This window comes from Flavobacterium denitrificans DSM 15936 (assembly GCF_000425445.1).
Taxonomy (GTDB): Bacteria; Bacteroidota; Bacteroidia; order Flavobacteriales; family Flavobacteriaceae; genus Flavobacterium; species Flavobacterium denitrificans.
The window spans coordinates 784622-797973 of sequence record NZ_KE384377.1 but is presented as its reverse complement, the minus strand read 5'-3'; the positions used below and the strand labels follow the sequence as shown (position 1 = coordinate 797973).

At 35.3% G+C, this 13352-nt stretch carries 14 protein-coding genes; 7 read left to right on the top strand and 7 right to left on the bottom strand.

What is annotated here, in order from left to right; genetic code table 11:
* Positions 1-113: 113 nt before the first annotated feature.
* Positions 114-2633 carry a dermokine domain-containing protein gene (locus H600_RS0115405; RefSeq protein ID WP_245176577.1) on the bottom strand — a complete coding sequence of 840 codons (2520 nt, stop codon included), beginning with the start codon at positions 2631-2633 and terminating at the stop codon, positions 114-116.
* Positions 2634-3005: 372 nt separating this feature from the next.
* Here H600_RS0115405 and H600_RS0115400 point away from each other — a divergent pair, with 372 nt between their 5' ends.
* Positions 3006-3422 carry an OsmC family protein gene (locus H600_RS0115400; RefSeq protein WP_026729627.1) on the top strand — a complete coding sequence of 139 codons (417 nt, stop codon included), beginning with the start codon at positions 3006-3008 and terminating at the stop codon, positions 3420-3422.
* A 64-nt stretch (positions 3423-3486) separates the two neighbouring features.
* On the top strand, positions 3487-4254 hold the full coding sequence (locus H600_RS0115395; RefSeq protein ID WP_026729626.1) for an alpha/beta hydrolase: 768 nt from the start codon (positions 3487-3489) through the stop codon (positions 4252-4254).
* Between the two features lie 138 nt (positions 4255-4392).
* Here H600_RS0115395 and H600_RS0115390 read toward each other — a convergent pair whose 3' ends face one another.
* The 3 genes from H600_RS0115390 to H600_RS0115380 all read right to left on the bottom strand — a co-directional run bounded on the left by H600_RS0115390 (position 4393) and on the right by H600_RS0115380 (position 6648).
* Entirely contained in the window at positions 4393-5361 is a 969-nt protein-coding gene (locus H600_RS0115390) for a hydrogen peroxide-inducible genes activator (protein WP_026729625.1), read from the bottom strand.
* Positions 5362-5671: 310 nt separating this feature from the next.
* Entirely contained in the window at positions 5672-6154 is a 483-nt protein-coding gene (locus tag H600_RS0115385) for a MarR family winged helix-turn-helix transcriptional regulator (RefSeq protein WP_026729624.1), read from the bottom strand.
* Positions 6155-6156: 2 nt separating this feature from the next.
* On the bottom strand, positions 6157-6648 hold the full coding sequence (locus tag H600_RS0115380; protein ID WP_026729623.1) for a GNAT family N-acetyltransferase: 492 nt from the start codon (positions 6646-6648) through the stop codon (positions 6157-6159).
* Positions 6649-6910: 262 nt separating this feature from the next.
* On the opposite strand from H600_RS0115380, the gene H600_RS0115375 reads away from it, so the two are divergent.
* The 3 genes from H600_RS0115375 (at position 6911) to H600_RS0115365 (ending at position 8821) form a co-directional block, all read left to right on the top strand.
* Complete coding sequence (locus tag H600_RS0115375; protein ID WP_026729622.1) at positions 6911-7258, top strand: winged helix-turn-helix transcriptional regulator; 348 nt, start codon at positions 6911-6913, stop codon at positions 7256-7258.
* A 93-nt stretch (positions 7259-7351) separates the two neighbouring features.
* Positions 7352-7939: a TetR/AcrR family transcriptional regulator gene (locus H600_RS0115370; protein WP_026729621.1), complete on the top strand. Its 588-nt coding sequence runs from the start codon at positions 7352-7354 to the stop codon at positions 7937-7939.
* A gap of 75 nt (positions 7940-8014) precedes the next feature.
* Positions 8015-8821: an SDR family NAD(P)-dependent oxidoreductase gene (locus H600_RS0115365; protein WP_026729620.1), complete on the top strand. Its 807-nt coding sequence runs from the start codon at positions 8015-8017 to the stop codon at positions 8819-8821.
* A gap of 69 nt (positions 8822-8890) precedes the next feature.
* On the opposite strand, the gene H600_RS0115360 is transcribed toward H600_RS0115365, so the two are convergent.
* From H600_RS0115360 to H600_RS0115345, 3 genes are all read right to left on the bottom strand, one after another.
* A complete protein-coding gene (locus H600_RS0115360) occupies positions 8891-9505 on the bottom strand; it encodes a GNAT family N-acetyltransferase (RefSeq protein ID WP_026729619.1) in 615 nt (204 codons plus the stop codon).
* A 418-nt stretch (positions 9506-9923) separates the two neighbouring features.
* Entirely contained in the window at positions 9924-10310 is a 387-nt protein-coding gene (locus tag H600_RS0115350) for a DoxX family protein (RefSeq protein WP_084157391.1), read from the bottom strand.
* A gap of 114 nt (positions 10311-10424) precedes the next feature.
* On the bottom strand, positions 10425-11438 hold the full coding sequence (locus tag H600_RS0115345) for a zinc-binding alcohol dehydrogenase family protein (protein WP_026729617.1): 1014 nt from the start codon (positions 11436-11438) through the stop codon (positions 10425-10427).
* Positions 11439-12225: 787 nt separating this feature from the next.
* Here H600_RS0115345 and H600_RS0115335 point away from each other — a divergent pair.
* Together H600_RS0115335 and H600_RS0115325 are read left to right on the top strand one after the other, a co-directional pair.
* Complete coding sequence (locus H600_RS0115335; protein WP_026729615.1) at positions 12226-12798, top strand: GNAT family N-acetyltransferase; 573 nt, start codon at positions 12226-12228, stop codon at positions 12796-12798.
* Between the two features lie 84 nt (positions 12799-12882).
* Positions 12883-13335 carry a carboxymuconolactone decarboxylase family protein gene (locus tag H600_RS0115325; protein ID WP_026729614.1) on the top strand — a complete coding sequence of 151 codons (453 nt, stop codon included), beginning with the start codon at positions 12883-12885 and terminating at the stop codon, positions 13333-13335.
* Positions 13336-13352: the final 17 nt, after the last annotated feature.

Sequence of the window (13352 nt, the reverse complement as noted above, 5' to 3'; positions counted from 1 at the left end):
CGCATTACACTAGTGAATATTACAATAGTAATACTAAAAAAAATCAGGTCTGGCAAACATTCACCGCCAAACCTGATTTTTTTTTTGAATTAAAACTAACCTAATAAACAAACCTATCTCCTACCTCTAAAACCACCACCGCCTCTAAATCCACCACCTCCAAAACCGCCACCATTAAAACCACCTTGACGTTGGAAATTTTGAAAATTACGAGTTTGCGATTCACCACGATCTCTTGAAAAAGCTGAGCGATCAAGATCATTGGTAACATCAGCACGGCCAGGTTCTCCAAACGGTTTATTGGGTTGTCCGAGCGTTTGTTCCGGTCTGTTGAGATTATTTCCTTCAGTTCTGTCGCCTAATCGGGTTTCGCCACCTAAGTTTTGGTTAGCATTTGGCAAGTTATCACGTTGGATTCGTTCTCCAGCGCCATTGGCTCCAAGTCCTTCATTGGGTTTGTCACGCTGGATGCGCTCCCCTGCTCCATTGGCACCAAGTCCTTGATTCGCTCTATTCTGAATGCCTTCACCTGCTTTTTTTGACGAACCCAAGGTTCCTGCTTGTGTCCAGCCACCGTTTCCATTATTGTAATGACTCCAGTTTCCGTTTGCATCTCTTTTATAGACATGTCCGTCGTGGCCAGCGTAGAGATTATTGTTGGTGTGAATAGTAGTTCCTCCGCCACGGTGATGCGTAATTACACCTTCTTTTCCGCCCGAAGTTTGATACGCCACTGCTGTACCACGTCTTGTAGTAATATGTCCAGTTCGCGCCCATTGATTGCCATTTGTCGTAGCAGAATGTCCCCATTGCGCATACGCATTATGCCCTTGATTGGTTCTGGCGTAATTTCCTGTCCACGGATTATAGGTACTTGCAGCAGTGCGACCACCATACCAACCTTGAACACTTGCAGAACGCCCGTATCTTCCCGTTGCTGGATTGTACCAAGCAGAAGTTCCTGCTGCGCCATAAGGTCCATACACGCGTCTTCCGGCCGCGTAGCCACCTGTCCACGGATTGTAAACTGCTCCGCCTCCGTACGCATACGGCCACGGACGATAAATTGGATATAATCCGCCATAATATACATACGGTGGATAATACCATCCTGTACCATACGTCAATATGGCGCCAAAAGTAGCTCCAACAATAAAAGCGCCCAAATAACCCGCAGTTGAACTGCTTTCTACAGTAGTATCGGTTGTGGTTTGCGTTACATAGGTCACATTATAAACAGGAGAACTTGCTGGAATTGTATAAATTTCTTTCGGAACCGAATCGCAGGTTTTCCAAGGTCCGTTTGGACTTGTCGACATGAACCAAACGGCCTGAAAACACAAATAATACAAATCGCCTACTTTGATGATCTTCTCTTGCGTGTTGCTTGCATATTGCATTTTTGTGCCGTCAATTGGTTTAAACTGAGGCGTTCCGCCATCATAGGTCACTTTTACCTTTGCTTCAGCTTCTGATTTTTTCAAAATGGCCGTTGTTGGAACTTGCGACAGCATTACCGCATCATTGGCTTCCTGCGTTCCAGGCACAGAAGCCAAAACATTGGCACGTGGCGAATCTTTAGGGATTTTAGCAAAATCCGCTGGGAGATTGTTTCCCGCATACGACCACGGTCCCGTCAATTCTTTCGATTTAAACCATCTTCCTGATAATAACACATAATATTGTCCATCGGCTTCATTGGCAAAAACATCATTTTCGGTATTGTCAATGTACATTAATTTGGTTCCGGCAATCTTAATGAATTTTGGATTTCCGGTTACTGCAATCAATTCGGCTGGTTTATTGCTGTAGAAAACTTCTGGAGCATTCCCCGAAGTTGGAGGCGGAATCATTTTTTTGACATCATCATAATTCTCTCCCGATGGCAAATTGCTTAAACCTGAAGGCAGTTTTGTTGTTTTCGTCCATTTGCCATCCACTTTTTTTGAAGTCAGCCAAATATTTTCGGCCAACAAATAATAATCTTTCGTCGTTTTATCAAAAAACAAATCCCAATTGGTATTCACGACATATTCCATATCCGATTTATCAATCGGAACTAAAACCGGTTCGCCTTGAACAATAAGCAAGAGCGACGGCTTTGTACTATAAAAAATAGTTGGCGGATCGTTTTTAGCGGCAATTCCTTTTGGCGGACTTTTAGTATGGCTTAAATCGGCCAAAATACGATTTACAGAAATAGGATCTCCACCTTGGGGCAAGGTTTCTTTGAAGAGTTTTGTCATTTCGGGAACTTTCTTTTCGTCCAAAGCTGGAAATCGCACATCGGTTACTTGAAGGTTTTTGATATAAGCGCTTCGGTTGTCTTTATCGACCAATGTTTCGGCTTTTAAAGAAGCAACACCCAAAACCTGTTTTCCATCTTTTGGAGTCAACGAAAAAGCTACTCGAGCGGTAAGTTCTTTAAAATCTTTCCAGTCATCCACCTGAGGCTGATAATAAATGAGTTTTGTACCGTTATTTTCAGCTTCGCGTGGCCAACCATTATCAGCAAAAGTAGAATCAGCTGGTTCAGACTTTTCAGCTTCTGTAGCTACTTGATCTTTATCTTTCTTGCAAGAGAACAAAATGGCGCTCAAGCAAACTGTAATTATTAGAAAAGCATTTTTCATACATCTAAAAGTTAGGTTATTCACTCAAAAAATTATTCTTATGATATTCTTATGGAAATTGTTACGGATAAAAATAATTTCAATGCCTTTAGAAAACTAAAAATCACGCATTTAGTTTGTTTCAAATTCTAACTTGAAACCAAATAGCAAGCAAATCTTCCTCTTTTCTTTCTCTTATTTAAAATTTGGAAATAAAAAAGTTATAACTCCAAGCTGTAATCTGCACCAATAAAATCAATTATTATAATTTTTTTTTATAAGTGTAAAAAATTATTAATTTGATTAATAATAACCATCACTATAACTTTGTCCCATCAAAATCAAAGAAATGATTTGACCATCTTAAAAAATAACTTTAAAAAATTAGAAATCATGAAATTTACAAGAAGAGCAAACGCAAACTGGAAAGGTACAGGAATGGAAGGAAAAGGAACCATTAGTACACAAAGCACAACTTTAGATAATGCACAATTATCTTTTAAAACTCGTTTCGAACAAGGTGTTGGAACTAATCCTGAAGAATTAATCGCAGCGGCACATTCTGGCTGTTTTACCATGCAATTGAGCTTTTTATTATCTGAAGCTGGATTTGTACCCGAAGATTTAGACACAGTAGCTAAAGTAACTTTTGAAGACGGAACGATCACTTTAATCGCTTTAGAACTTACCGGAAAAGTTCCTGGAATTTCTGAAGAAGATTTTCAGAAAACAGCTCAAAAAGCAAAAGAAATTTGTCCTATTTCTAAACTTTTGAATACTGAAATTACTTTGGCTGTAACGTTGAACTAATCTTCAATATCAAAAATCAATATCAATTAAAATCTAAAATCAACAATTTAAAATCTAAAATAAAATGAAAACAATATTTAAAAGCTTTTTAGCATTCGCAGTAATAATTCTTAGTTTAGTATTTACATCAGCAAACGTAAACGCTCAAACTGCTCCTAAAATTAAAAACGTAGTATTGGTTCATGGCGCTTTCGCGGATGGATCAGGATGGAAAGGTTTGTACCAAATTTTGACTAAAAAAGGATACAATGTAACAATCGTTCAGAATCCATTAAGCTCTTTAGAAGATGATGTGAGAGCAACAAATTTAGCTTTAGACAAACAAGACGGACCAACAATTTTGGTTGGACATTCTTGGGGAGGCACTGTAATTACGGAAGCTGGAAATCACCCAAAAGTTGCCGCTTTGGTTTATGTAGCCGCTTTACAACCAGATAATGGTGAAACTTCTGTCCAATGGCTTCAAACTGCGCCTCCAGCTCCTGAAAATGGTGTTTTGGCTCCAGATGACAAAGGTATTGCTTACTATGACAAAGCGAAATTCCACGCTGGTTTTGCAGGCGATTTAAGCAAAGAAGATGCTGATTTTATGTTTGCTTCACAAGGTGCTTTCTACGCTAAAGGTTTTGTAACACCAATCACAAAAGCGGCTTGGAGAACTAAACCTTCATATGGAATCGTTGCTACTGAAGACAAAAGCATCAATCCTGATATCGAACGTGCCATGTACAAACGTTCTAACACAAAAATTACTGAAATTAAAGGAAGCCACGTGGTTTTTATTTCCCAGCCTGAGAAAGTGGCGAATGTGATTATTGAAGCGTCAAAATAATTGTTAATTATTAATTATTAATTATCAATTCAATATAAGCTTGTCATTCTTCATTCCTCAGAGTGATAAAAACATAAAATTCCAAATTCCAAGTCTTAAAAAATTGGAATTTGGAATTTTTAATTTGGAATTTAAGTATTACATAAACTTACTAACCTCCTTTATAAAATAAGGCGAATCGTTCCAGCGTATTTTTTTATAACTGAAATCTTTTTTGAGCGATTCAGGAAGGCAATTCCAGATGGCTTCGTTCATTTTTTCGAGCAAAAGTTTCTTCGAAAACGAATCTGAAACTACTAAACTGATTTCCCTTACCGGAATGGGTTCTTTAAAAGGCTTGAAAAGTCCGCCCGATTCATTCAAAGTAGAAAGCTTCGGAATAATCGCAAATCCTAAATGCGCACGAACCAGATTTTTTAAGGTTTCTATCGAATTGATGTCGTATGTAAATTGTTCTTTTATTTTATCCGAAGATTTTAATCCGCAGATATCTAAAAGCTGTGCGTTGTAGCAATACTCATGATGCAACAGTAATAATTCGGTTTTATCGCCGGGCTGCATTTCATAAAATTCATCATTCGCCATCGGATGGGTTTGATTTAGATACGCTACAAAAGGTTCTTTAAAAATAACGTGTTCTATTAAATTTGGATTTCCTGTTGGCGTAGCCATAATCGCAACGTCAATAGCGCCGGTTTCCAACTCTTTCATCAACACTCCGGTGTAAGCTTCTTTGATAATGAAATGCACATTTGGCGCTGCTTCTTTCATCGCCTGAATAAAAAGCGGAATCAAATAAGGCGATAAAGTCGAAATTATTCCGAGTTTTAATTCGCCTTCCAACAGATTTTTCTCGTTTACTACAAAATTCCTTATTTCATCTACTTCACGAAGAATCTTTTTGGCTTTGTTGATGATTTCAATTCCTAAAACGGTTGGCGTAAGTGGCACTTTGTTTCGGTCAAAAATCTTGATTCCAATTTCTTCTTCGAGATTTTTTAGCTGAATCGTAAGTCCAGGTTGTGTTACCATGCAAACTTCGGCGGCTCTGGCAAAATGACGTTCTTCGTCTAAAGCGACAATATATTTTAATTGCTGAATGGTCATCTTTATAATTTTATTTTATAAAGATACGCAAATATCAATTTACCTTATAAACCGTAAATTTCTAATAACCAACTTTGTCAAAGTTTAAAACTTTGACAAAGTTACTTAGCAGGTGTTTTTAAAAATTTTAACATTTTTAGAAAATCCAAAACATACACTTTATCGTACATAATAGAAATGATTTTTAGGAATAGTGGCAAATAAGAATGGAGTAGTTTTTGGAGCATATCGGACTTTATCACATATTCTAGTTATCATTTTCTAACCAATTATATAAAAAAAGCGATCTTATTAAGATCGCTTTTGTCATTTATTCCTCTTCACTCTTCAATTGCAAAGCCCGCTGTAAAAAACTTTGATGAAAAATTTTATTCTCAGCTTCTTCAATTGCTCGAAGCAGATTATTTTGATTGTTGGCAATTTCAGTCAAGGCATTTTTCATGACCTCCCAAACAGGTTTCATTTGTTCGATCAGCTCCTGCCCTTTTGCAGTTAGCTGAATCAACCTTTTTCTTTCGTCTATTTTGTCTTTTTTAGAGCGAATCAGTTTTTGTTTTTCCAGTTCTTTCAACAAACTTATCGTTGACGGATGTGTGTAACCTATTTCATTTGCAATCTCCACAACGCTTAAAGTATCTTTATGATATAAGGTGTAAATTACTGGAAACCATTTTGGTTCAAAATCAATTCCGTATGATTTATAAACCAATGCGCCATCTTTTCGCAATTGCTCGCTCAAGCGCTGTAATCGCGTCGAAATGGCTAAAATTCCTGATTCGTCTATTATATTCATTTCTATTTCTTTAAGTTTAAATGACAAAAAACATTATCGGGTTTCATTAACGGAAATTTTTCTGGAAGTGCTTCCTTTTCAATGCGCACAAAATCGTTCTTTTCATAAAAACGCAATGCGGCTTCTAAAATGGCAACAGTTCCCAAATATAAATCATCGATTGCGTTTTCTTTGCAATATTCTATTAAAGTCTCTAACAATTTCTGAGCAATCGAAAACTCTTTTCCACGGAATTCCTTTTTTACAAACATCTTTCGAATTGCAGCCGAATACTCATCAAACTTAACCAAAGCTATCGTTCCAACTAATTCATCATTAATAAAAGCGCCCCAAAATCCTCCGCCCCCAGCATAATAAAAGTTCTGAATATTGAATAAATCCGGCTGATCTTCTTTCGTAATTGGAACATTGAATTCATTAATCTGAATGTTTAATATTAAGTCGGCAATGGCATTTTCGAACTTGTTTTCTATTGGAATTATTACAGGTTTCATTTGTTTTAAAATTTTATCACACAAAACTACGTAGTTAAATACATAAATACAATTATTTATGATTTATTTATACTTTTGTTTATGTCACGAAGGCACAAAGTTTTGTTTGGTCTTCGGCAGATTTAGCAGATTATACAGATTTCTCAAGCTGAAAAAATTATCAGCGCAATCTGCCAAATCTGCGGGAGACAAAAAAAGCATAGAAATTCTCGGTACTTAAAAACAAAAATTATCTTATATAACTTATATGGTTTAAAAAATTATGGCAAGAAATCAAAAAGAAGAATTTCAGGCGCTTCAAGATACTTTGTATGTTTTGGGCGGAAAATGGAAACTGCCTATCATCAATTCGATTTGTAACGGAAATAACCGATTCAAAGACATCAAAGAAAGTATTCCCGGAATCACGTCCCGAATGTTGTCAAAAGAATTAAAAGATATGGAACTGAATAATTTGGTCAAAAGAACCGAAGATCCTGATGCATTAATCCCGATTCTTTATGAATCTACGCCATACTGCAAATCCTTTGGACCAATAATTTCCGAAATGATCAAATGGGGAATTTCACATCGAAACCATATTAAGAATAGAGAAGCTACGAAAAGCTAAAACGGGCTTTTTTTCGGTCATTCAAAAAAATCATTCAAAAATTTGTTTTTATGACCAATCGGTCATATATTTGCATCGTAAATAATCGCTATCATGGCAAAGGGAGAAGAAACCAGACAATTTATCATAGAAAAAGCAGCACCAATCTTTAATACAAAAGGGATTGCAGCAACGGCTATGAGCGATATTATGGAAGCAACCAAATTGTCAAAAGGAAGCATGTATGTTCATTTTGAAAACAAGGAAGTTCTTGCCTGTGCAGCGGTTGATCATAATATGAAAATTCTGGGCACTAAGCTTCAAAGTGTTATCGGCAAAAGCAAGACCGCAAAAGAAGGTTTGATGGCTTATATCGAGTTTTTTAATAATCCACTAAATCCACCTGTAGTTGGAGGTTGCCCTTTATTGAATTTTGGGACTGAAGCGGATGATACCAACCCGATCGTGAAAGAAAAAGTAAACAAAGGGATTAAATTTAGCCAGCAATTAGTGAGCGACCTTATTACCAAAGGAATTTCAAATGGCGAGTTTAAACCTGAATGGAATGCTGACGAATTTGGAACTGTATTGTTTGCTATGATGGAAGGCGGTCATTTAATGTCGAGAATGTCAGGAAATAATAGTCAGATGAAGGTTATCATCAAAGCTTTGCATGCCACAATAGAGCAAAACAGTCTCTAATTTTTTTTACCAAAAATATGACCGATAGGTCACTTTTAAATATGAATATTAAATAATAACAATAAAAAAAACACCATGTCAAAAACAATTTTAATTACAGGAGCTTCAAAAGGATTTGGAAAAGCTTGGACAGAAATCCTTCTTAAAAACGGTTACAATGTAGCCGCAACAGCTAGAGACATCAATTCTTTAACCGATTTGAAAGCACAATACGGCAATGCCATTTTACCTTTAAAATTAGACGTAACGAAACGAGAAGAATCGCTTGCTGTTGTTCAAAAAGTTCAAGAACATTTTGGAACCATTGATATCTTAATCAATAATGCGGGTTATGCTTTACACGGTGCGATCGAAGAAGCTTCAGAGAATGATGCAAGAGCACAATTTGAAACCAATTTTTTTGGTACTTTATGGCTTACACAAGCCGTTTTGCCTATTATGAGAAACCAGAAAAGTGGTCATATTATTCAGGTTTCTTCGATTTTAGGATTGGCAACACTTCCACTAGTAGGACTTTACAATGCTTCAAAATTTGCTTTGGAAGGTTTAAGCGAGACTTTGGCGACAGAAGTAAAACAATTTGGCATCAACGTGACTTTGGTAGAACCAAACGGGTTCGCGTCTAATATTTGGCATAACGAAATTAAAAGTGAAAGCAATCCTGCTTACGATGGACTTAAAAAAGCGGTATCTGAAGCTGAAAATGATTTTGGGAAAGTCGAAGCGACTGCTCCAGCAATTCTTAAATTAATTCAAACCGAAAATCCGCCCTTGCGTTTGCTTTTAGGACGAGTAGCTTTGCCATTTGTTAAACAAACTTACGAGCAAAAATTAAAAACGTGGGAAGAATGGAAAGACGTTTCTGTTGAAGCTCACGGATAATTTAAATTTCTGATTTTAATTGAAAAAGCGAGATAATTCTTTTAAGAAAACGTCTCGCTTTTTTATGATTTAAATCTTATCCTTATTCTTCTTCGGATCAAACAACATTGCTGTGCATAAACAATTTTTTCTTTCCTTACTTAATAAAATCGGACAGTTGATACAACTTTTACAGTTTTCCCAAAAATGCTCGTCTTTTGTTAATTCAGCGTACGTCACGGGTTCAAAACCGAGCTCATGATTCATTTTCATAACAGCGAGACCTGTCGTTAGGCTAAATATAAGAGCTTTAGGATATTTTTTGCGAGTAAGGTCAAAAATCTTTTTCTTGATTTTTTTTGCCAGTCCAGTATTTCTAAACTCAGGAGCGACAATTAATCCAGAATTCGAAACATAACGGCCGTTTTCCCAAGAAGATATAAAAGCAAAACCTGCCCATTTCCCATCTTTTCCAAATGCAATAACCGCTTCGCCTTCTTTCATTTTTTTTGAAAGCAATTCAGGAGATCGCCCTGAGATTCCGGTTCCGCGAGCTTTTGCAGATAATAGTGTTTCATGGCAGATTTCATTTATATAAAGAATATGTTCGGCTCTTGCTTCTTCGATAAGAAAATAATTAGCTTCAATATTTTCGCCAGTCGAAGAAAAAATAGGCTTCTCTCTCCTATTCTGAATGATTTCCATCGTAAGATTAAGCTATTTTTGTAATTAGCATAACAGTAATAAAAAGAACTACGGTAAACACCATTAAGTTAACCAATCTGTCTTTGTTTCGTCTAGATTTATTTGAAAAATAGGCTTTTGTGATTTCTTTACTTCTACTTTTATTTGTTTTCATCATTATATGTTTTTTTGAGATTGAAAGCAGGTTTTAGCAAAAATAACCCTGCAATTAATTGATAGAAAAACAAAAGGTGTGCCACAGCAACTCAAAACGCGATAAACATTTAATTATAAAACAGATAACAAAAAAACGGCTCTAATACCATTTTTAAAAGTTTATCAAAATGATAAATACATACTCAAAATGAAAGGAACAAAAACAAAAAAGCTCTAAATCAAAAATTTAGAGCTTTTCCGTTTATTCTATGTTTTGCAGATATTAATCCCATTGATTTGTTTTTGAAACTGCAAACTTTCCAGCGCCTGTAAAAAACAAAGCCACAGATCCCAAAAGATAAAGCATAAGCAATTCGTTTGCATAACCTCCATGCTCACTGATAGAGAAAATATCTTGAGCATGAGCTGTTGCAATTGCCACAACGCAAGTCACAGCCAGCAGTACAGTCGCAATTCTCGTTCTGAATCCTAATAAGATTGCAATTGGCGCTAAAACTTCACCAATGTATACCGCATAGCCAAAAGCTCCCATACTTTCAACAAGAAATGAAATTCCGTGAATCAATTTGGCTATACCATGAAAAAGCATTAAACCTCCAACGCTGAAGCGCAATACTAATAATCCTAAATCTGAGTTTTTTGAAATCATACAATTTTGTTTTGGGTTTATAATTACAATTGATTTGTAAAAAAAACGAAAATACAAAATTTTGTTTTGGTTAAACTCAATTATTTAAATTGATTCTAAACAATTTTTAATTCATTAAAACTTAATGGCAATTTTTCCAATTGTTTTTCCTGACTCCAAAAGTTGGTGCGCTTGTTTTAAATTCCCAGCTGTTAATCCATTTAAAGTTTTATTCAAAGTGGTTTTTAAAATTCCTTCATCCAACAAATCGGCAACTTTGTTTAAAATATGATGCTGCTCGATCATATCATCCGTTTGGAACATCGAGCGTGTGTACATCAATTCCCAAGAAAAAGAAACACTTTTGCTTTTCAAACTGTTTAATGTAACAGGATTGCTGCTTCCGGTAATTGAAGCAATATGTCCTTGAGGTTTTATTAATTCAGTCATGATGTCCCAATAAGCATTGGTATCTACAAAATCCAAAATAAAATCAACATGCTCAAAACCAGCTTCTCTAACTGCTTCAATCAAGTTTTTATGATCCACTACAAAATCAGCTCCTTGCTTTTTGCACCACTCAATAGTTTCTGGACGAGACGCTGTTGCAATTACAGTCAAACCTGCAATTTTCTTAGCCAATTGAATGGCGATTGAACCGACGCCACCAGCACCTCCGATAATTAAAATTGATTTTCCTTTGTCTTTTTCAGGACTAATTCGGATTCGGTCAAACAAAATTTCCCAAGCCGTCAAAGCCGTTAATGGGATTACGGCAGCTTCTTCAATGCTTAGTGATGTTGGTTTTCTGCCTGCAATTCTTTCGTCAATAATCTGAAATTCAGCATTGCTTCCTTGTTTTGTAATATCTCCAGCATAATAAACCGGGTCGCCAACTTCAAAAAGAGTTACTTTTTCTCCAACCGCCTGCACAATGCCAACAGCGTCCCAGCCAATAATTTTCGGTGTTTCTAGAACCGTATCTTTTGCGCTGTTTTGTCGGATTTTGAAATCGACAGGGTTTACCGAAATCGCATCAATTTTCACTAATAAATCATGTGCGCCTGGCGCTGGTTTTACAGCTTCAAATTCTATAAAACTTTCATTGTCTTCTATGGGTAGTGATGTTTTAAATCCTATTGCTTTCATTTTTTAAATTTTTATATTAAAATATACTAACAAAGATAGTAGTGGTTTAAATTATTGAAGTTGTATATTTTCATCCAATATCGGTAGAAATTTAGCAATTGTTAATTGGTTTCTCACAGCGTACAGATCCAAACCCTTTTAAACCTAAACAACTGAATTCTAAATACTTTTATCCAAACTATTTTTAAAATTAAAAATATTTCGAACTTTTTCAAATAATTCAAAATCCAAGTCTCAAATTTTATCGTAGTTAAGGATGAAATAGCTGAGAATTGATGGTTTTTTGAAACAAAATCTACCATTTCCCTGCCTATCGTTTGTTTTATTAAATTTTAAGAAGTTACAATTTGGACAAATTAGAGATTGAAAGATTAAAAAAATCTTTGCATTATTTAAAGAGTAAACAAAGAGAATTGAAAAGGCATGATGAAAATGAAATCCGAAGTTTTGAATCGATTATTAAATATCAAAAAAACTTTATGGTGGAACAATATAAATTGTTGCATTACGAACCATTAATCAAACAAGAAATCAAAAACACCGAAATTTTCATCGGCAACGTACAGAAAATTATAGACCAATACTCCTAGACTGTTTTCAAGAATTTAATTTGGTTATTATTCATTAACACTTCTGTTTTTTTTCAATTTTGAATCCCAGAAGTTGTTGAAATATTTTCGCGGAACTTTGTCAAAGTTTGAAACTTTGACAAAGTTTTCAGCAATTGCAATGTTTCTGCATGTTTAAATAAAAACTTTAACTTTGCTAAAGTTAAGCATTCGAAAAAATGAATATCCGAAAAGCCCAAATATCAGATTCAGCGCAAATTGCTCCGATTTTATTATTGGCAATGGAAGATATCATTTATAAATTTCTTAAAAAGCAAGATTACGCTTCCGCGAAAGATTTTCTGCTATATTTCATTGGGAAAGAAAACAATCAATACTCCTATCAAAATTGCTTTGTTGCCGAAGAAAACAACGAAATCATTGGCGCAGTAAATATTTATAATGGCTCTGATTTGGAGATTTTAAGAAATCCAATAATTGAATACGTCAGAAGCAATTTTAATCCAGAGTTTGATCCTGAATGGGAAACCAGAGCTGGTGAATTTTACATTGACTCCTTGGGCGTAAATTCAAAATTTCAAGGAAAAGGAATCGGTTCTACAATACTTCGTTTTTTGATTGATGAATATGTAATTAAAAACAATCAAACTTTAGGATTATTAGTTGAAGAAGATAATCCGTTGGCAAAAAATCTGTATTTAAAACTCGGATTTCAAGTTGTTGGCGAAAAAACTTTGGTTGGAAAAAGACTGGAACACCTTCAAATTAGCCCGAAAACATTGAGTTTATAATTTTTTTTTGCATTTTTTTTAAATTTTTTGTCCAATTCTGAAAACTCAGTTGTCATTAGAGTATAACATTTAAAATTATACATCATGGAAACTAGAATTAACGTATTCGAAAAAGGGCAAAAAGCAATCTCAACATTATTTGGCATCAACGGTTATTTGAAAAAATCAGAACTTGAAAAATCACTTTTTGAATTAATCGAAATTAGAATTTCTCAAATCAACAATTGCGCTTATTGTCTTGATATGCATACTAAAGAAGCGATGGCGCACGGCGAAACAACACAACGTTTATTTGGTTTAAGTGCTTGGAAAGAAACTCCTTATTTTACAAAACGCGAAAGAGTTGCACTTGCTTACGCCGAAGCTGTAAATGCCTGTGATGTGCCAGATGAAATCTACGAAATCGCAAGAGCTGAATTCTCTGAAGAAGAATTAATCGATCTTACGCTTGCCATTGGAACAATCAACATGTGGAATCGTCTTAACATCGCTTTTGCGAATACTCCAGGGACTTACAGAGTGGGACAATTTGGATAAATAATCTATGCTGTTTT